This window comes from Micromonospora sp. LA-10, from assembly GCF_051853095.1.
Classification (GTDB): Bacteria; Actinomycetota; Actinomycetes; order Mycobacteriales; family Micromonosporaceae; genus Micromonospora; species Micromonospora echinospora_A.
The window spans coordinates 2,360,179-2,379,287 of the sequence record NZ_CP195710.1; the positions used below are offsets into that span (position 1 = coordinate 2,360,179).

The 19,109-nt window shown below is 73.3% G+C and carries 14 protein-coding genes; 6 read left to right on the top strand and 8 right to left on the bottom strand.

Annotated features, from left to right (window positions below; all coding sequences use genetic code 11):
- The first annotated feature begins 56 nt into the window (after window positions 1–56).
- Window positions 57–737, top strand: a complete 681-nt coding sequence (locus ACSDG8_RS10945) for a DUF4386 domain-containing protein (protein WP_439427856.1) — start codon at window positions 57–59, stop codon at window positions 735–737.
- On the opposite strand, the gene ACSDG8_RS10950 is transcribed toward ACSDG8_RS10945, so the two are convergent.
- The 6 genes from ACSDG8_RS10950 to ACSDG8_RS10975 all read right to left on the bottom strand — a co-directional run bounded on the left by ACSDG8_RS10950 (window position 734) and on the right by ACSDG8_RS10975 (window position 8,505).
- The gene (locus tag ACSDG8_RS10950) at window positions 734–2,425 is read right to left on the bottom strand and encodes a SulP family inorganic anion transporter (RefSeq protein WP_210898799.1); all 1,692 of its coding nucleotides are present in this window, start codon (window positions 2,423–2,425) and stop codon (window positions 734–736) included. The two genes, ACSDG8_RS10945 and ACSDG8_RS10950, sit on opposite strands and share 4 nt — an antisense overlap.
- On the bottom strand, window positions 2,422–2,760 hold the full coding sequence (locus ACSDG8_RS10955; RefSeq protein ID WP_184682872.1) for an ArsR/SmtB family transcription factor: 339 nt from the start codon (window positions 2,758–2,760) through the stop codon (window positions 2,422–2,424). The genes ACSDG8_RS10950 and ACSDG8_RS10955 overlap by 4 nt, the downstream gene beginning before the upstream one ends.
- 76 nt (window positions 2,761–2,836) lie before the next feature.
- Window positions 2,837–5,284 (bottom strand): glycoside hydrolase family 2 protein, encoded by a 2,448-nt coding sequence (locus tag ACSDG8_RS10960; protein ID WP_439427857.1) that lies wholly within the window; start codon window positions 5,282–5,284, stop codon window positions 2,837–2,839.
- Window positions 5,281–6,141: a carbohydrate ABC transporter permease gene (locus ACSDG8_RS10965; RefSeq protein WP_210898793.1), complete on the bottom strand. Its 861-nt coding sequence runs from the start codon at window positions 6,139–6,141 to the stop codon at window positions 5,281–5,283. The genes ACSDG8_RS10960 and ACSDG8_RS10965 overlap by 4 nt, the downstream gene beginning before the upstream one ends.
- The gene (locus tag ACSDG8_RS10970; RefSeq protein ID WP_210898791.1) at window positions 6,138–7,151 is read right to left on the bottom strand and encodes a carbohydrate ABC transporter permease; all 1,014 of its coding nucleotides are present in this window, start codon (window positions 7,149–7,151) and stop codon (window positions 6,138–6,140) included. Before ACSDG8_RS10970 ends, ACSDG8_RS10965 begins: the two co-directional genes overlap by 4 nt.
- Before the next feature lie 70 nt (window positions 7,152–7,221).
- Window positions 7,222–8,505: an ABC transporter substrate-binding protein gene (locus tag ACSDG8_RS10975; protein ID WP_210898788.1), complete on the bottom strand. Its 1,284-nt coding sequence runs from the start codon at window positions 8,503–8,505 to the stop codon at window positions 7,222–7,224.
- 349 nt (window positions 8,506–8,854) lie between these two features.
- On the opposite strand from ACSDG8_RS10975, the gene ACSDG8_RS10980 reads away from it, so the two are divergent.
- Window positions 8,855–9,880 carry a LacI family DNA-binding transcriptional regulator gene (locus ACSDG8_RS10980; RefSeq protein ID WP_210898787.1) on the top strand — a complete coding sequence of 342 codons (1,026 nt, stop codon included), beginning with the start codon at window positions 8,855–8,857 and terminating at the stop codon, window positions 9,878–9,880.
- Window positions 9,881–9,891: 11 nt separating this feature from the next.
- Here ACSDG8_RS10980 and ACSDG8_RS10985 read toward each other — a convergent pair whose 3' ends face one another.
- A complete protein-coding gene (locus tag ACSDG8_RS10985) occupies window positions 9,892–12,249 on the bottom strand; it encodes an EAL domain-containing protein (RefSeq protein WP_439427858.1) in 2,358 nt (785 codons plus the stop codon).
- A gap of 449 nt (window positions 12,250–12,698) precedes the next feature.
- Here ACSDG8_RS10985 and ACSDG8_RS10990 point away from each other — a divergent pair, with 449 nt between their 5' ends.
- Window positions 12,699–13,082, top strand: coding sequence for a PH domain-containing protein (locus ACSDG8_RS10990; RefSeq protein ID WP_210898785.1), 384 nt, complete (start codon window positions 12,699–12,701; stop codon window positions 13,080–13,082).
- Here ACSDG8_RS10990 and ACSDG8_RS10995 read toward each other — a convergent pair.
- Complete coding sequence (locus tag ACSDG8_RS10995; protein WP_210898783.1) at window positions 13,076–14,002, bottom strand: 2-hydroxyacid dehydrogenase; 927 nt, start codon at window positions 14,000–14,002, stop codon at window positions 13,076–13,078. The two genes, ACSDG8_RS10990 and ACSDG8_RS10995, sit on opposite strands and share 7 nt — an antisense overlap.
- A gap of 143 nt (window positions 14,003–14,145) precedes the next feature.
- Here ACSDG8_RS10995 and ACSDG8_RS11000 point away from each other — a divergent pair, with 143 nt between their 5' ends.
- From ACSDG8_RS11000 to ACSDG8_RS11010, 3 genes are all read left to right on the top strand, one after another.
- Complete coding sequence (locus ACSDG8_RS11000; RefSeq protein WP_210898780.1) at window positions 14,146–15,951, top strand: SpoIIE family protein phosphatase; 1,806 nt, start codon at window positions 14,146–14,148, stop codon at window positions 15,949–15,951.
- Window positions 15,952–16,056: 105 nt separating this feature from the next.
- Window positions 16,057–17,232 (top strand): PQQ-dependent sugar dehydrogenase, encoded by a 1,176-nt coding sequence (locus ACSDG8_RS11005; protein ID WP_210898778.1) that lies wholly within the window; start codon window positions 16,057–16,059, stop codon window positions 17,230–17,232.
- Window positions 17,233–17,285: 53 nt separating this feature from the next.
- Window positions 17,286–18,905, top strand: a complete 1,620-nt coding sequence (locus ACSDG8_RS11010) for a metallophosphoesterase family protein (RefSeq protein ID WP_210898776.1) — start codon at window positions 17,286–17,288, stop codon at window positions 18,903–18,905.
- Window positions 18,906–19,109 lie beyond the last annotated feature (204 nt).

Here is a 19,109-nt window from a genome sequence, read left to right on the forward strand (position 1 = left end):
TTACGACGTAAGGCGGCCCTCGCCGCGGAACGTTGATCACCCCCCAAGGAGCCGCCATGCCACAGCTGATCCGTACCGCCCGGGTGACCGGGCTGTTCTACCTCGGGCTCGCCGTCACCGGCGCGCTGGGGTTCCTCACCGTCCGCCCGATGATCTTCGACGCGGACGACGCGGGCGCGACGCTGGCCAACCTGGTGGCCCACGAGTCGCTGGCCCGCCTCGGTATCGCCCTCGAACTACTGGTCGTCCTCGCCCAGACGCTCACCGCCGTCTGGTTCTACCGCCTGTTCCGTACCGTCGACAGCATCGCCGCGGGCAGCATCGCCGCCTTCGGGCTCGTCAACGCCGTCGCGATCCTCGGCAGCGCCGCCGTGCTCGGGACGGCCCTGCAGGTCGCGACCGGCGGCCCCGGCGACGCCGACACCGTCCAACTGCTCTACCTGGTCAGCGGGAATCTGTGGGAGGTGGGCGGGCTCTTCTTCGGCCTCTGGCTGGTGCCGATGGGCTGGTGCGTGCTCCGGTCGGGCTGGCTGCCCCGCCCGCTGGGCTGGGTCCTCGTCGCCGGTGGTGTCGGCTACGTGCTCATGACGTTCGCCGCGTACCTCGCCCCCGACGCCGGCGCCGCCGGCGACCTGCTGGTGGTCCCCGCCACTGTGGGCGAGGTATGGATCCTCGGCTACCTGATCATCTTCGGCGTGCGCAGGCAGGCGGAGGAGGACCTGGGGACGGAAGCCTAGGCCGGGCTCGCGGCGAGGGCGACACCCCGGGCGTACCGGATCGCGGCCGGGGTGTCCGCGAAGACCAGGCCCTCGCGGCGCAGCTCCTCGGCGACGCCGAGCGTGCTGAGCACCTGGTCGTGGCCCGGGGTGATGCCGGAGAGCAGCACCGTGATCCCCCGGGCCCGCAGCCGGGCGATGGCGTCGCCGAGCACCTGGGCGCCGGTGGCGTCGACGGTGGAGACGCGGGACATCCGCAGGATCACCACCCGTACGTCGGCCACCTCGGCCAGCTCCAGCAGGAACGTGTGCGCGGCGGCGAAGAACAGCGGCCCGTCCAGCCGGTACGCCACGATGTGCTCGGCGAGCAGCTCGTGCTCCTCGGCGCTGTGCTCGCCGGTGTCCAGCGGTACCTGTTCCAGCTTGGCGCTGCGGGCCACCGCGCGCAGCGCCAGCACGACCGCGACGGCGAGCCCTACGACCACCGCGGTCACCAGGTCCCAGATGACGGTGACGGCGAACGTCAGCACCAGCACCACCGCGTCGGCCCGGGTGGCCCGCATCAGCGCCAGCAGGGAGGCCGCCTCCACCATCCGGATCGTGGTGGCGAGCAGCACGCCGGCCAGGGCGGCCAGCGGGATGCGGCCCACGAGCGGGGCGGCGGCGAGCACGATCGCGGCCAGGGCGACCGCGTGGGTGAGCGCGGCGAGCTTCGAGGACGCCCCGGCGCGGACGTTCACCGCGGTACGGGCGATGGCGGCAGTCGCCGGGATGCCGCCGAAGACCGGGGAGGCGAGATTGGCCAGGCCCTGGCCGAACAGTTCCCGGTCCGGGTCGTGCCGCTCGCCGACCGTCATGCCGTCCGCCACGGTGGCCGAGAGCAGGCTTTCCAGGGCGGCGAGCGCGGCCACTGCCAGCGCGCTGGGCAGCAGCACGCCCACCGCGCCGAGGTCCAGGAAGGCCAGCGACGGCGAGGGCAGCCCTTGCGGCAGCTCGCCGATCCGGGCCAGGTCGATCGGGGCCAGCTCGGCGAGGATCGTGGCGGCGGCCACCCCGACCAGGGAGAACGGCACGGCGGGCCGCCACCGGGCGCCGAGCAGCATCAGCGCCGCCACGCCGAGCGCCACCGCGATCGCGGCGGGCCGGGGATGCGCGGCGAACCGGGCGACCGCGTCGGCGGCCACCGCCCACACCTTCTCGCCGTGCGCGGCGGTGACGCCGAGCGCGGCCGGCACCTGTTGCAGCGCGATGACCACGGCGATGCCGGCGGTGAAGCCCTCGATCACCGGGGTCGGCAGGTAGCGGACGTACCGGCCGAGGCGGGCCAGGGCGAGCGCGATCAGGATCAGCCCGGCCAGCGCGCCGACCATCAGCACGCCACCGGCGCCGAACTGCTGGATCACCGGCACCAGCACCACCGTCATCGCCCCGGTGGGGCCGGAGACCTGGAGGTTGGAGCCGCCGAAGATCGCCGCGACGGCCCCGGCGACCACGGCGGTGATCAGGCCGGCCTGCGCGCCGAGCCCGGAGGTGACGCCGAAGGCGAGCGCCAGGGGCAGCGCCACCACGGCGACGGTGAGGCCGGCGACCAGGTCGCGCCGGGGCGAGCGGCGCACCGCCGCCCAGTCGGCCCGGCCGGGCATCAGCCCGCCGAACAGCCGGCCCGCCTGCCGTACGACGTCACCGGCACGAAGGGCAGCCGTGCTCACCGGTCCGCCCCGGAGGCCCGCAGCTCGTCCAGCAGTGCGTCCCGGTCGGTGAGGACCGCGCCGAGGATCCGCCGCCCAGCGGCGAGCAGGTCGGCCACGTCGGGGGTGCTGAGCGCGTACATCACCAGCGGGCCGTCCCGGTACGAGGTGACCATGCCGGCGCGGCGCAGCACGGCGAGCTGCTGGGAGAGGTTCGACGCCTCCACGTCGATGGCGGCGAGCAGGTCGCGTACCGGCTTCGGTCCGTCCTGGAGCAGTTCGAGCACCCGGATGCGGACCGGGTGCCCGAGGGTCCGGAACAGCTCCGCCTTCGCCTGGTACAGCGGTACCGACATGACACGCCCCTCCAACGACTATGAAGACTTTAGCACTTGCAGAACTCTTCAAATCGATGGAGATGGTGTGATCGGCTCAGACCAGGTCGTTGACGCAGCGCAGCACCGGCCGGGAGGTGAGCGCGGCGGCGTCGAGCGGGCGGGTGGCGCGCACGGTGAACGTCACGCTCTCCCCCGGCAGCAGCGTCACCAGCGCCCGGTCCACCTGCGCGGCCGGATCGAGGCGATCAGCGAACAGCGTCAGGTCGCGCAGCACCGTCCGGGCGGTCACCCGGACCCGCTGCCCACCGTCGACCGGCTCGACCGTCGCGTCCCACCGCGCCGCCGGCCACCGCACGTCGCGGTCCTCGGCAAAGAACCACAGCGCGCGCTCCGCCGCGTCCCCGGCGTCCGCGACGAGCAGTTCGGCGCGCCCGTCGTCCGGCCGCGCCACCTCCGCCGGCAGCGCCAGCACCACCAAGGAGTACGCCGGGACGTCGAGGTCGACCGAGGTCTTCGCCCTCGGCTCCCCGGTGAGGGTCAGCCGGGTGACGGTGGCCGGCCCGCTCCACGCCTGCGCGGTCTCGTTCACCGCCACCAGCGCCAGCCCGCCGTCGCGCGGCTGCACTGTCAGCAGCCGGTCGGCGTAGGCGCGGCGCAGCGCGTACCAGAGGGGTTTGCGGCGCCCGTCGCCGTCGATCGCCGACCAGGACGTGACCGGCCAGCAGTCGTTCAGCTGCCACACGACGGTGCCGGCGCAGACCGGCCGGTGCGAGCGGAAGTGCTCCACGCCGAGCTGGATGGCGCGGGCCTGGTTGAGCTGGGTGAGGTAGTGCCAGTCGTCGAAGTCGGCGGGCGGCGGCAGGTGGGCGTCGAGCCCGCGCCGGAGCTTGCGGTCCCCGTCGGCGGCCTTCTGGTGGTGCGTCATGCCCGGCGAGTCGTGCGCGAGCGGTTCGTCGGACAGGGCCCGGCGCAGCGACGCGTACGCGGGCGGCGCCTGGTAGCCGAACTCGGCCACGAAGCGGGGCACGTAGTCCCGGTAGCGGGTGTAGTCGTCGGTGTTCCACACGTCCCAGATGTGCGTGGTGCCGTGCGCCGGGTCGTTGGGGTGCCGCTCCTCGCTGCCGGACCAGGGGCTGCCCGGCCAGTACGGGACCGTCGGGTCCAGCTCGCCGACGATCGCGGGCAGCATCTCCAGGTAGTAGCCGCGTCCCCAGGTCCGGCCCGCGAGGGGCTCCTGCCAGTCCCAGTCGTGCCAGCCCCAGATGTTCTCGTTGTTGCCGGTCCAGAGCACCAGCGACGGGTGCCCGGTGAGCCGGGTGACCTGCTCCCGCGCCTCCGCCTCGACCTCGGTGCGGAACGGTTCCTCCTCCGGGTACGCCGCGCAGGCGAACAGGAAGTCCTGCTGCACCAGCAGGCCCATCTCGTCGGCCAGGTCGTAGAAGTCGTCCGACTCGTACCGGCCGCCGCCCCAGACGCGCAGCAGGTTGACGTTCGCGCCGGTCGCCTGGCCGAACCGCTGCGCGAGACGGTCGCGGGTGACCCGGTTTCCGAACGCGTCGTCGGGGATCCAGTTGACGCCCCTGACGAACACCGGCACGTCGTTGACGTGCAGCGCGAACGGGGTGCCGTGGGCGTCGGGCGTGGTGTCCACACGTACCGAGCGGAAGCCGATCCGGCGGGACTCGGCGTCCAGCTCCCGGCCGTCGGCGGCGTGCAGGCTCACGTCGAGGTCGTACCACGGCTGCTCGCCGTACCCGATGGGCCACCACAGCGCGGGGTCCGCGACGGTGAGCGTCACGACGGCGGCCCGCTCCCCCGCCGGTACGGCGACCTCGGCGGTGACCCCGGCGACGGCGGCGCGCACGGTCAGCGGCTCGTCGCCGGCCCGCTCGACCTCGGCGTGCAGCTCGACCCGGCCGACGCCGTCGACCACTGTGACCAGCGGCCGGACCGAGGCGAGCCGGGCCGTGGACCACGCGTGCAGGCCGATGTCGCGCCAGATGCCGGCGGTGACGAGCGTCGGTCCCCAGTCCCAGCCGAAGTTGCAGGCGGTCTTGCGGATGAAGTGGAACGGCTCCGGGTACGCGTTGGGCCGGTCGCCGAGCCGGTCCCGGTGCGCCTCCGCGTACCGGTAGGGGGAGTCGAAGCGTACGGCCAGGGTGTTGCCGTCCGGGCGCAGCAGCGCGCGGACGTCGAAGCGGTACGAGCGGTGCTGGTTCTCGGTGCGGCCGATCTCGACGCCGTTGAGCGTCACTGTGGCGACGGTGTCCAGGCCGGCGCAGACCAGGTCGACCCGCTCGTCGTCACCGGGCCGCCATCCGAACGTGGTCTCGTAGACCCAGTCGGTGCGGCCGATCCAGGTGAGGCGGTTCTCGTTGTCGTCCAGGTACGGGTCGGGGATCAGGCCGGCCGCGAGCAGGTCGGTGTGCACGCAGCCGGGCACCGTCGCCGGCACCGCCACTCCGGCGATCTCCGGCGGCACCGCCGGGCCGGGCTCGGCCCGCAGCGTCCACCCCTCGTGCAGCAGCGTTCGACGGCTCACGACTTCACCGCGCCTTCCATGATTCCGCGGACGATCTGACGTCCACCGATGAACAGCATGACCAGCAGGGGCACGGTGGCGATGAACGCGCCCGCGAGCACCCGCCGGTAGATCACGTAGTTGCCGCTGGCCAGGTCGGACACCGCCACCATCGAGGTGGGGTAGTCGGTGCCGCTGAGCGTGATCAGCGGCCACTGGAAGTCGTTCCAGGTGGCCACGAACGTGAGCAGGCCCAGCACCGCCAGCGCCGGGCGGATCGACGGGAGCACGATGGTCGCGTACACCCGCATGGTCGTGGCGCCGTCGACCCGGGCCGACTCGACCAGTTCGTCCGGGACGGTGTTCACGATGAACTGCCGCATGTAGAACACGCCGAACGCGGTGACCAGGCCGGGCGCGATGACCGCGAGCAACGTGCCGTTCCAGCCGAGCTTGCCCATCACGATGTAGAGCGCGACGATGCCGAGCTGGTTGGGCACGGTGAGCGTGAGCACCACGAACAGCATCAGCGCGCCGCTGCCCTTGAAGCGCAGCTTGGCGAACGCGAACCCGGCGAGCGAGCAGAAGAACAGCACCGAGGCGGTCACCACCGCGGAGACGATGACGCTGTTGACGAGTGACGCGGCGAAGTAGACGTCCTGGAGGGAGAAGACCTCCTCGACGTTCGTCAGGAAGCGGTCGCCGGGGATCACCGCGGGCGGCAGCTTCGCCAGCGCCTCGTCGTTGCTCGTGGCGATGACGAACATCCAGTAGAGCGGGAACGCGGCGAACAGCATGCTCACCGCGAGGAGCAGATAGGTCCAGAGGCCGGCCGGGGTGTCCTGCGGCGCCCGGGCCACCACACGTCGGGTCGTCACCGGCGGCCTCCGGAGAGTCGGTTGGTCAGCAGGTAGTTGAGGCCGGCGACGACCAGGATGATCAGGAACAGCGCCCAGGACATCGCGGCGGCGTACCCGAGGTTGAGGTCCTTCCAGCCGACCTTGTAGATGAGCTGGGCGATGGTCTGCCACTCCCCGTCCGGCCCGCCGGTGGCGGCCTGCGCGTTCGGGTCGAACAGCATCGGCTCGGTGAACAGCTGCAACCCGCCGATGGTGGAGAGGATGACTGTGAACACCACCACCGGCTGGATCATCGGGACGGTGATCCGCCACAGCTGCTTCCACGGCCCGGCGCCGTCGATGGCCGCGGCCTCGTAGACGTCGCGCGGGATGGACTGCATGGCGGCCAGGTAGAGCAGCGCGTTGTAGCCGATCCACTTCCAGTTGACCATCGTGGCGATGGCGATCCAGGCGTGCAGCTTGTCCGCCCGCCAGTCGATCGGGTCGTCCGCGCCGCCGATGCCGAGCAGGCCCAGCGCCCAGTTCGCCATGCCGAAGTCGCGGGAGAAGAAGACGCTGAACACCATCGTCGAGGCCACGATCGGCGTCACGTACGGCAGCAGCACACCGACCCGCCACCAGGTCTGCGCCCGCAGCTTGCGGTTGAGCAGCGACGCGACGAGCAGCGCGAGCAGCAGTTGCGGCACCGTGGAGAGCAGGAAGATGCCGAACGTGTTGGCCAGGGCGTTCCAGAAGTCCTCGTCGGCGAACAGGCGGCTGAAGTTCTCCGTGCCCGCCCAGTACGGCAGCGTCGGGTCGTCCAGCCGGTAGTTCCGCAGCGACACGACCGCGTTGAACAGCAGCGGGAACAGCCCGAACACGATGAAGAGCAGAAAGAACGGCGCGATCATCAGGTACGGCATGTAGCGCATGTCGAAGCGGTACAGCCGGTCGCGCCAGGTCATGCGCCGGTCGCCGGCTCCGGCACGGCCGCGCTGCGGCGCGGGTGGACGGTCGGGCGGCGCGGGCGCGGCACGGGTGCTGGACATCTGTTCACTCCAGGGCCGGGAGATCGGACGGGGACGGGACGGTCCGGGCCGCCCCGTCCCCGCTGACACGTCAGGACTTCGCGGCCTTCTCGGCCTCCTTGACCGCCTCGGACCAGGCGGCGTCGGACTTGAGCGACTTGTTCTCCACCCGCCGGATCACGTTCTCCACCGCCACCCGGGTCGGACCGTTCTTGCGGCCCAGGTACTGCGGGGTGAGGCCCTGCGCCATCTTCGGGAAGATCTGGCCGACCGGGGCGTCGTTGAAGAACGGGTTCTTGAAGTCGGCGATGGCCGGGTCGGCGTAGAGCGCCGGCTGCGACGGCAGGTTGCCGACCTTCTTGAAGATCTCGATCTGCTGCTCCGGCGCGACCAGCCAGGTCAGCAGCTTGTACGCCTCGTCGACGTTCTTGCCCTGCTTCGGCAGCGTCAGGAAGGAGCCACCCCAGTTGCCGCCGCCACCGGGTACCGCGGCGATGTCCCACTTACCCTGGGTGCCGGGCGCGGTGTCCTTGATGTGGCCGAGCATCCACGCCGGGCAGGCGAGCACCGCGAACGCGCCGCTGGTGAAGCCCTTGTCCCAGTCGGCCTGGAAGCTGACCAGGTTGGCCGAGAGCCCGGCGCTCACAGCCTTGACCGTGTAGTCGAACGCGGCCTTCGGGCCCTGCTCCATCCGGAGTTGGTCCTGCTCGTCGTAGAAGCCGACCGGCTGCTGGCCGAGGATCGGGTTGAACAGGTTGGTGCCCGCGTCGATGAACTTCTTCTTCGTCTTCGCGGTGTACTGCTGGCCGACCTCGATGAACTTGTCCCAGGTGGGCCAGAGCGCTGACACCTGGTCGCGTTCGGTGGGCAGGCCGGCGGCCTTGAACAGGTCGGTGCGGTAGCACATGGCCAGGCCGCCGACGTCGGTGCCGAGGCCGATCTGCGTCTTGCCGTCGGCCGACAGCGACTGCTTCCACTTCCAGGGCAGGTACTTGCTCTCGTACGAGCCGGCGCCCTTGTCGAGCAGGTTGACGAACTTGTCGGACTGGCTGCGGAACTGGACCATGAAGCCCTCGTCGATCGCCGCGATGTCCGGCGCGCCGTTGCCGGCGACGAGCTTCTTCTGCAGGTCCTCGTGCTGGGCGTTGTACTCGCCCGAGTTGAGCTGGATCTTGACGTTCGGGTGCTCGGCCTCGTACTTGGCCTTGAGGTCCTGGAGGCCGAAGTCGCCCCAGAAGTTGATTTTCAGCGTGACCTGACCGCCGCCCGCGTCCGAGCCGCCGGTGGTGCTCCTGCCGCTGCACGCGGCGACCATGACCAGGGCGACGGCACCGGCGGCGGCCACGCGCGCCAGGTGCGTCCAGGACCGTCTCATCTCATCCTCCGCGCCGAATGGGAACGCTCCCGATATCGAAGAGCGTTGACTGAACCGGATAAGTGAGGCCACCGTACGGTTCACCCCCAGGGCTGTCAACGGGCGGTTACGAACGTGCCGGTCCGGTAACCTCGCCGCAGTTCATGCCCGTAGTTCGGGGCCGCTCGCGGCAGGCGCCGGGTGAGCGGCGCTCTAAGCTGAACCGCACAAGCGGCGGTCGCCGGGTGACCCGCCGGCCGCCGCCCACGCGCACCGGGCCGCGGCGCCGGTGCAGTAGCGTCACCAGACGCCGGTGAGCCCGGCGACCGAGAACGCCCGCGAGGGCCGGACACAGTGGAGGAACGCTCCGGTGAAGCGGCCGACCATCGCCGACGTCGCCCGGCGTGCCGGGGTCTCCAAGGGCGCGGTGTCGTACGCGCTCAACGGCCAGCCCGGCGTCTCCGAGGCGACCCGCCAGCGCATCCTCGCGATCGCCGCCGAGATCGGGTTCCGGCCGAGCAGCGCCGCCCGCGCGCTGTCCGGCGCGACAGCCAAGGCGGTCGGGCTGGCGCTGTGCCGCCCCGCCCGGATACTCGGCATCGAGCCGTTCTTCATGGAGCTGATCAGCGGCGTCGAGGCGGAGCTGTCGGCCCGCTCGTACGCGCTCACCCTCCAGGTGGTCAGCGACCAGGACGCCGAGATCGCTGTGTACCGGCGGTGGTGGGCCGAACGCCGGGTCGACGGCGTGCTCGTCTGCGACCTGCGCACCGACGACCGGCGGGTACCGGCGCTGGAGGAACTGCAACTGCCGGCGGTGGTGATCGGCGGCCCCGGCCACACCGGCGGCCTGGCGAGCGTCTGGTCCGACGACGCGGCAGCGCTGGTCGAGACGGTGGAATACCTGGTCGCGCTCGGACACCGGCGCATCGCCCGGGTCGGCGGGCTGCCGTCGCTGCTGCACACCGAGATCCGCACCGAGGCGTTCGCCGGCGTGTGCCGGCGGCTCGGGCTGGACGAGGCGCACACGGTCTGGTCCGACTACACCGGCGAGGAGGGCGCGCGGGCCACCCGCCGGCTGCTCAGCTCCGCCGCCCGGCCCACAGCTGTCATCTACGACAACGACGTGATGGCGATCGCCGGGCTCTCGGTGGCCCAGGAGATGGGCCTGACCGTACCCGGCGACCTGTCCATCGTGGCCTGGGACGACTCGCCGCTCTGCCGGCTGGTGCACCCGCCGCTGACCGCGCTGGGCCGGGACATCCCCGCGTACGGCGCGCACGCCGCCCGGCAGCTCCTGGCGGTGATAGCCGGCGAGCCGGCCGCCGTGGTTCAGGACGAGACCGCGCACCTCACGCCGCGCGGCAGCACCGCCCCACCTCGTACGACAGAGCGCTGAACCGGTTCAGCTCACCTGGCGGCGGACGGGAACTCCTCGAACCACGCCTCGACCCGCTCGGCGGTCGCCGGCCGGGCCAGCACGAAGCCCTGCCCGTACCGGCAGCCGGCCCGGCGCGCCCCGGCCACCTGCCCCTCCGACTCCAGCTCCTCGACCACCAGCTCCACCCCGAGCCGGTCGGCCAGGTTCGCCACCACGTCGATGAGCGGACGCTGCCCGTCCCCACCCGGCCCGACCAGATGCGGGGCCACCTTGAGCAGATCGATCGGCAGGCGGCGGAGCTGGGCCAGCGAGGCGTGCTCGGCGCGGAAGTCGTCGAGCGCGGTCCGCACGCCGATCGAACGCAGGCCGGCGAGCCGGGCCACCACGGTGGACAACTCGGCGCCCACCCCCGGCTCGGCCACCTCCACCACCAGCCGCTCCGGCGACACGTCGTACGCGGCCAGCGCGGTCGCCGTACGCGCCACGAAGTCCGGCGCGGCCAGCTCACGCGGCGTCACGTTGACGGCCATCCACAGCTCCCGGCCGCCGTCCGACCACGCGGCGAGCTGGCGGCAGGCCCGGTCCACCACCCACCGCCCGATCTCGCCGATCAGATCGAGGTCGGCCGCCACCGGCAGCAACTCCGCCGGCAGCACCGTGCCCAGCGTGGGACTGCGCCAGCGCAGCAACGCCTCGGTGCCGACCGGCACCCGCTCCGCGAGCGCCACCACCGGCTGGTAGACCAGGTCCAGCTCACCGCGCGCCACCGCCCCGGGCAGCTCCCGTTCCAGGTCCAGACGCCGGACCAGTTGCTCCTCCAGATAGGCGTCGTACCACTCGATCCGGTCCCGGCCGAGCTGCACCGCCCGGCGGCGGGCCAGGTCGGCCTGGCGCAGCACGTCCTCCGGTTCGCCGCCGCTGGTCTCCGCCAGTCCGACGCTCACCCGCACCCGGGCCGCCCCGCACGGCCGCGGGTACGGCTCGGTCAGCGACGCCAGCAGCCGGGTGCCGAGCGCGTACGCGGGCACCGGCCCGAGGTCGGTGAGGACCGCGTACTCGGTGTCGCCGAGCCGGGCGACCAGGTCGTGCGCCTCGACGCCGGCCCGGAGCCGGCGCGCGACCTCGGTGAGCACCGGCCCTTCCGGCACGGCGGCGCCCTCGCCGTGCAGATCGACCACGAGCAGCGCGCCGCCGCTGCGCTGCGCCATCGCCCGGACCAGATCCGCGCGGGTCAGCGGCGCGGGCTCGGCGGCCCGGGCATCAGGTCCGAGCCGGCGCCGCAACCACGCCTCCCGGGCCGCGAGGCGTTGCACCCGGCGACGCTGGTCCGCGGCGGCGAGCAGCTCACCCACCATGATCGGCGGGATGATCGCCAGGCCCAGGGCCATCGCGCCGGTGCTGAACTCCCCCACCGCGCACAGGTGGACACCGGCGGCCAGCGCGGCGATCCCGGCCGGCGCGGTCAGGCGGGGCCAGGCGGCCGGCGCGAGGTCCCGGTCCGGCCGCTCCCCCGCCCAGGCGCGCCGCAGGCCGGCGACGGTGAGCAGCGCTCCCGCCAACAGCGGCGCCGCCGCCACCGGCAGCGCCCGTTCCGGCGCGTCGTACGCCAGCAGCACCACCAGCAGCGTCAGCCCGCCGAGCGTCAGCGCGGCCCCGGCGTGGCAGCGCGCGGCGCCCGGCCGGCGTCGGCGTTCGGCGAGGGCCGCCACCACGAGCACCGCGAGAACCGCCGCGCCGCCCGACGCGGCGACCCCCGCGACGGCCGGCACCGGGCCGCCCGGCAGCAGCATCCAGCCGGCGAAGACCAGGCTGACGCCGAGCGCGAGCACGTCGACGCCACGGCGCACCAGCTCTGGGCCGGACATCCGGGACCGGACGGGCAGGCGCAGCAGCGCCGTCACGTACAGCGGCGTGGTGAGGCACAACCCGGTCAGCGCGATCGGCAGCCGGTGCGCTGGATCGCTCAGCGGCAGCACCGCGACGGTGAGCCCGGCGACCAGGACGGCGGCGTCCAGGATGGCGGCGACCCGGCGGGACAGCGCGACCCGGCGTGCCTGCCGCCCGGTCGTCACGCCCGGCGCGGCGGCGTCCCGGTGCTCGGGCTGGCCGATTTCGGCGCTCCAGGCTGCTGATTCGGCGGTTCGGGGGTCGACAGTCGGCGGCGCGTTCGGGGTGGGGAGGCTCGGGGCGGGCAGCGCTCCGCCGGCCAGCCAGGCGAGCCGGACGCAGGCGAGCGCGAAGCCACCGGCGACGGCGAGCGCGGCGGCGGCCGGACCGGGCAGGAGCCCGGCGACGCCTGCCAGCAGAAAGAGCGCGCCGGTGAGCGACACGGCGACGTCGGACAGGGGTGGCCGCCGACGGGGACCGGCGGGAGGGGGGACGGGCACGGCGGTCGCCTTCGTGAGGGGGCACGGGGGCGGTGCGGTTGCGGTACGCGGTACGCGGTACGACGTGCGGGAGTCGGGGCGGGCGGGACGCATCGGCGGGGACCGCTGCGGCCACGCCTAGAAACGATCCCGGAAGCGCCCGGTGACGTCATCACACCAGTGACATGCGTCACATCAGCACAGCGGCCCTCACACGAGATCTTGGAAGGAAAAGGCCCTCACAGGGGCCTCAATCTTCCAAGATCTCCGTTGCACGCCCCGCCCGCGCCAGATCTTGGTACGCAGTCGCCCTCGGAGGGGTGGGGACGTACCAAGATCTGGCGCGGCTCAGTAAGGCGGCGGCGTGATGGCGCCGCCTCGCCGAGCTTGCGTCGCTCTCCCAGGGACAGGGCGACGTGCTCTGCCGGGGCGAGCGGCGGCCTGCGCCGGCCGGGTGGGATCATCGGAGGGTGAGCCGTGCCGATACCGTCCGTTTCCGACACAACCAGGCCATCCTGGTCGCCGCGATCGTCGCCACCATCGGCGCGCTGCCGCTGGCCTCCGCCCGCTGGTGGCTGCTCTGGGTGCTGCTGATCCCGCTCGCGGTCGCGGTCTGGGCGTGGCGCGCCGGCACCGACGCCGACGCCTCGGAACTGCGGCTGCGGGCGCTCACCGGGCAACGCCGGGTGCCGTGGACGCGCGTCACCGAACTGGCCGGCGACGCACGGGGCCGCGCGCTCGCCCGGCTCGACGACGGCGAGGTGGTCATGCTGCCGGCGGTACGCACCACCGAACTGCCCCAGCTGATCGCCGTCACCGGGCAGGAACTGCCCGGCGCCACGAGCGATCAGTAGCCGTCGACCACCCGGTTCGTCAGCTCCTCCCCGGCCGCGTACCGGCGCAGCTGCTCGCCCACCAGGCGGTACGCCCGGGGCAGCAGACCGCGTACCGAGCCGCCGACGTGCGGGGTGAGCAGCAGGTTCGGCAGCTCCCACAGAGGATCGTCGGCGGGCAGCGGCTCCGGATCGGTGACGTCCACCGCCGCCCGCAGGCGGCCCGAGGTCAGCTCGGCGAGCAACGCCGGGGTACTGACCACCGGCCCGCGCGCGGCGTTCACCAGCAACGCGCCGTCCGGCATCGCGGCCAGGAAACGCTCGTCGACGAGGCTGCGGGTCTGGTCGGTCAGCGGCACCAGCAGCACCACCACGTCCGCCCCGGGCAGCAGCGCGGGCAGCTCGTCCACCCCGTGCACGCCCTGGTCCGGGCGCGGCGTACGGGCCACCAGCGTGAAGCTCACCTCGAACGGGGCGAGCCGGTCACGCACCGCCGTGCCGATCGAGCCGGCGCCCACGATGAGCACGCGCTTGCCGGCCAGTTCGTCGGTCGGCGCCACCTCGTCGTACGCCCACTCGCGCCGCGCCTGCGCCCGGGCCAGCGGCGCGAACCCGCGCAGCGAGGACAGGATCGCGGCCACCACCCATTCGGCGGTGGGCGAGTCGTGCACGCCCCGGGCGTCGCAGAGCGTCACGCCGTCCGGGACGCGCCCCACCCAGGCGTCGGCACCGGCGGAGAGAAGCTGCACCACCTCGACGTCCGGCAGCCGGGCCAGGAACGCGCCGGCGTCCGGGCCGGACAGGAACGGCGGTACCCAGAACCGCACCCCGGCAGGGGACGACGGGAGCTTTTCCGGGTCCGCCAGCAGCTCCACGGTGACGCCGGGCGGCGGTTCGCCGAGCAGCCGGAGGCCTTCGGGGTGCGGGATCCATGCCTTCACGACCGCCGACGATATCGGCCCCGGACCGGCCGGCGCGGTGTGACCCGTGACGAATACCGCGCCGGGAATGGAGTGGCGGTCCTGCGGGGTATAACCGAGAACGGAACGTCGGCCGGACGTTCCCATTTCTGAGGACGGTGGGGATGAGCGCGGACGGCCCGGGGCGGATGTCCGTGCCGATTCCCGCATTGACCGACCCCGACCGGTTGCGTTCGCTGGAGGAGACCCGGCTCGACGCCGTACCCGACGAGGCGTTCGACAGGTTCGCGCGGCTGGTCGGCGACCTGCTCGACGTGCCGGTCGCGCTGGTCTCCCTGGTCGACGCCGGCCGGCAGTTCTTTCCCGGCGCGACCGGGCTGCCAGAGCCGTGGGCGGCGCGCCGGCAGACACCGCTGAGCCACTCGTTCTGCCAGCACGTGGTGGACGTCGAAATGCCGCTGGTGTTGCCCGACGCCCGCCTCTACCCCCGGGTCCGTCTCAACCTGGCCATCGAGGACCTGGGCGTGGTGGCGTACGCCGGAATGCCGCTCACCGACCTGGACGGGCGGGTGCTCGGCTCGCTCTGCGCGATCGACAGCAAGCCCCGGGCCTGGACAGCTGAACAGTTGCGTACGCTCGCCGACCTGGCGGCCGCGTGCTCCTCGGAGCTGCGGCTGCGCATCGCGCTCCGTGGCGCTGAGGATGCCCGCCGCCGGGCCGAGGAGGCGCACGACCGGCTCGCCATGCTGGCCGGGATGAGCGAGATGCTCGGCGGCACGCTCGACGTGGCCACTGCCGTCGACCGGCTCGGGCACGCGATGGTGCCGCTGCTCGCCGACTGGTGCCTGATCACGCTCGTCGACCCGGCGGGCCGCCCGCGCAGCGTCACCGGTCTGCACCGGGACGCCGACCGGGTGGGTGACGTCGCCCGCTTCGCCGAGCTGCTGGTCACCGGGCTCGGCCCGGAGTCGCAGATCCGGTCGGTGCTGCGCACCGGGCGGCCGGTGGTGCGCGCGGTGGCCGGGCTGGAGGACGTGACGCGCGGCGGCACCCGCCCGGAGCTGGTGCCGCTCGCCGAGCGGCTCGGCATCGGCTCCCACCTGACCGTGCCGATCACCGCCGCCGGGGACCGGATCATCGGGGCCGTCACGCTCGTCAACCGTCCGGGCCGGCGCGGGTTCGACGACAGCGACCTGCGCACCGCGCAGGACATCGGGGTACGCGCCGGACAGGCGGTCGGCAACAGCCGCCTCTACGGCGAGCAGCGTCACGTCGCCGAGGTGCTCCAGCACAGCATGCTGCCCACCCTGCCGACGGTGCCGGGGATCGAGCTGGCCGCCCGCTATCTGCCGGTCGCGGACCGGGTCGAGGTGGGCGGCGACTGGTACGACGCGTTCGTCCAGCCCGACGGCGAGCTGGTGGCCGCGATCGGTGACGTCGCCGGTCACGACATCGAGGCGGCGGCCACCATGGGCCAGTTGCGCAACCTGGTGCGCGGCAACGCGTACGGGCGCGACGACCCGGTGGAGAAGCTGGTGGCCCAGCTCGACCGGGCCATGGGCGGGCTGCGGGTGCCCACTGTCGCCACCGCGGTGCTGGCCCGGATCCGCCCCGACACGGACGGACTGCGGGTCTCCTGGTGCAACGCCGGGCACCCGCCGCCGGTGCTGGTCCGGGCGGACGGCACGGTCTCGGTGGCCGAAGGACGCGGCCCGTTGCTCGGCCTGGCCCGCGCGCCCCGGCGTACCGGCCGGACGCTGGTCCTGGCCCCCGGCGACACGCTGCTGCTGCACACCGACGGGTTGATCGAGCGCCGGGACCGGACGATCGACGAGGGGCAGGCCGATCTGCTCGCCCACCTCGGCGCCAACGGGCCGGGCGGATCGCTGGACCTCCTCTGCGATCGGCTGCTCGCCGCCGCGCACCGCCGCGAGGACGACGTCGCCCTGCTGGCCCTGCGCGCCGGCTGAGCGGACCGGTCCGGCTCTTCCGCCCTGTTCGTCGCCGCCCTACAGGCCGATCGAACGACGCTCGACCTGCCCGGTTCGGCGCTTCGCCCGGCTAGGCTGGGCCGGGTGAGAGCGCCTCTTCCGTACCCCCGTGTCCGCCGGCTCCGCACGGCGCTGGCGGTGTCCTGCGCGGCGCTGCTGCTGGGCAGCGCCGGTTGCGCCCTCGGCGAGCCCGCGCCGGATCCGGCCGGCGCGCCGCCCAACCTGCCGAGCCCGTCCAGCACCGCCAGCCCGGGTGGGGCCGGTCAGCAGGTGGTCGCCACCGTGCTGGCCAAGGGCCTGGAGGTGCCGTGGGGCATCGCGTTCCTGCCCGACGGCGGGGCGCTGGTGACCGAGCGGGACAAGGGGCGGATCCTCCAGGTCGGCCCGGAGTCCGGCCCGGACGGGCTTGCCGTGCGGCCGGTACAGACAGTGCCGGACGTGGTCGCCGGCGGCGAGGGCGGCCTGCTCGGCATCGCGGTCTCCCCGGCGTACGAGCGGGACCGGACGATCTTCGTCTACTACACGGCCGAGAACGACAACCGGATCGCCAAGATGCGGCTCGGGCAGGCGCCGACGCCGATCCTGACCGGCATCCCGAAGGCCGGCACGCACAACGGCGGCGGGCTGGGCTTCGGCCCGGACGGCTTCCTCTACGCCAGCACCGGCGACGCCGGGCGCACCGAGAACGCCCAGGACGCGAAGAGCCTCGGCGGCAAGATCCTGCGGATCACCCCGGACGGTAAGCCGGCGCCGGGCAACCCGGCCGCCGGGTCGCCGGTCTGGTCGACCGGGCACCGCAACGTGCAGGGCTTCGCCTGGACGCCGGACAAGAAGATGTACGCGGTGGAGTTCGGGCAGAACACCTGGGACGAGATCAACCCGATCAACAAGGGCGGCAACTACGGGTGGCCCCGGGTGGAGGGGCGCAGCGACGACAGGCGCTACGTCAACCCGATCACGCAGTGGCCCACAGGTGACGCGTCCTGCTCCGGCCTGGCGGCCGTGGATCGGCTGCTGGTCACCGCCTGCCTGCGCGGGCAGCGGCTCTGGCTGGTGGAGCTGGCCGGCAACGGGACCGTCCTCGGTCAGCCGCGCGACCTGCTCACCGACAAGTACGGCCGGCTCCGGGCGGCGGCGGTGGCCCCGGACGGGTCGCTCTGGGTGAGCACCTCGAACCGGGACGGGCGGGGCCGGCCCGCCGCCGAGGACGACCGCCTCCTGCGGCTGGTCTTCGCCGACGGGGGCGCCGGCCGGAGCTGATCCGGGTCGGCGGGTTTGTCAAGATCGCTCAAGGGGCAGGTCAGGATCTCAGCATGGACGGCCACGACAACGAAGAGCACCGCGCGGGGGACGAGACGTCACCCTCGCGGGGGCGTGCACGCCGCCTGGCGGCCTGGCGACCCGGTCACGGGCTGCGCCGGCTGGGTGTCGTGCTGGCCCTGCTCGCGGTCACGCTCGGCGGCATCGTGGTCGGCACGTACGCGGGCGGCCACGTCGGCACCGACATCGGCCCGTTCCGGGCCGAGCTGAAGCTCAGCCCGTCGCTGAGCGGCGGCACCACCGTCGACATCCCGCCGCTGGGCGCGCTGCTGCTGGACAGCCACGACGGGCCGGCGTACCTGACCGTCGAGGTGGGCGCGCTGGATCAGGGGCGCACCGAGGCGCTGATCGACGACCCGGCCAGCATCAGCCGGGCCAGCCAGTCGGCGGTGCAGGACGTCCGCGACGGCGTGATGCGGCTCGGGCTGCGCACGCTCGCCTCGGCGGTGCTGGCCACGCTGATCCTGGCGGCGCTGGTCTTCCGCGACGTCCGCCGTACCGCCTGGGCCGGCGGCCTGTCGCTCGTCATCACCGCCGGCAGCCTCGGGGTGGCCGCGACCACGCTGCGCCCGCAGGCGATCGAGGAGCCACGGTACGAGGGCCTGCTGGTGAACGCCCCAGCGATCGTGGGCGACGCGCGCCGGATCGCCAACGACTACACCAAGTACGCCGAGCAGTTGCAGCGGCTGGTCGGCAACGTCAGCAAGCTGTACACCACGGTCTCCGCGCTGCCTGTGGTGCAGCCGTCGCCGGGCACCACCCGGGTGCTGCACGTGTCGGACATGCACCTCAACCCGACCGGCTGGCAGCTGATCCGTACCGTGGTCGAGCAGTTCGGCATCGACGTGGTCATCGACACCGGCGACATGACCGACTGGGGCAGCGAGCCGGAGGCGTCCTTCGTCGGCTCGATCGGCCTGCTCAAGAAGCCGTACGTGTTCATCCGCGGCAACCACGATTCGCCGCGCACCGCCGCGGCGGTGGCCCAGCAGCCGAACGCGATAGTGCTGAACAACTCGATCACGACGGTGGCCGGGCTGACCATCGCCGGCATCGGCGACCCCCGCTTCACCCCGGACAAGGAGACCTCGCCGGCCGGCAGCGGCCTCACCGCCGCGGTCGCGGACCAGGTGATCGGCGCCGGCGAGCAGCTCGCCGCCACGATCGAGAAGTCGCCACGCAAGGTGGACATCGCGCTGGTGCACGACCCCGCCTCGGCCGGTCCGCTCTCCGGCACCTGCCCGCTGGTGCTCTCCGGGCACACCCACGCCCGGCAGGTGTCGAAGCTGCCGGAGGTGCCCGGCGAGCAGCCGACCACGCTGATGGTGGAGGGCTCGACCGGCGGGGCCGGGCTGCGCGGCCTGGAGGGCGAGAAGCCGACGCCGCTGACCATGACGGTGCTCTACTTCGACCAGCAGAAGCTGCTCCAGGCCTACGACGAGATCACCGTGGGCGGGACCGGGCAGTCGCAGGTCAACCTGGAGCGGCACGTCATCCGCGACCCGGCCAAGGGCGACCAGGTGCCGGTCACCCCGACCCCGACCCGCGGCCCCTCGGGATCGCCGTCGCCGGGCACGACGACCCTGACCCCCACCCCCACCCCCACCCGCTGACCGTCCCGGGCGGTGCCCGGTCGCCTGCCGCTCAGACGCCCGTCACCGATTGTTACCGGCCCGTCCGGCCCCGGCATGTCCTGCCGCCGCCTTTGCTCTGCACCCATCGGCGCGGCAGGCACCGGGAGTGACCGCGCGGGCGGCCGCGCGCCGCGAGCGCTCTTCGTTCCACCCCAGCTCAGAGCGCTGCTGCGGATATGGCTG

Coding starts and splice junctions, on each gene's coding strand:
- ACSDG8_RS10945 (WP_439427856.1), top strand. CDS start 57: ATGCCACAGCTGATCCGTACCGCCCGGGTGACCGGGCTGTTCTACCTC.
- ACSDG8_RS10955 (WP_184682872.1), bottom strand. CDS start 2,760: ATGTCGGTACCGCTGTACCAGGCGAAGGCGGAGCTGTTCCGGACCCTC.
- ACSDG8_RS10970 (WP_210898791.1), bottom strand. CDS start 7,151: ATGTCCAGCACCCGTGCCGCGCCCGCGCCGCCCGACCGTCCACCCGCG.
- ACSDG8_RS10975 (WP_210898788.1), bottom strand. CDS start 8,505: ATGAGACGGTCCTGGACGCACCTGGCGCGCGTGGCCGCCGCCGGTGCC.
- ACSDG8_RS11000 (WP_210898780.1), top strand. CDS start 14,146: ATGAGCGCGGACGGCCCGGGGCGGATGTCCGTGCCGATTCCCGCATTG.
- ACSDG8_RS11010 (WP_210898776.1), top strand. CDS start 17,286: ATGGACGGCCACGACAACGAAGAGCACCGCGCGGGGGACGAGACGTCA.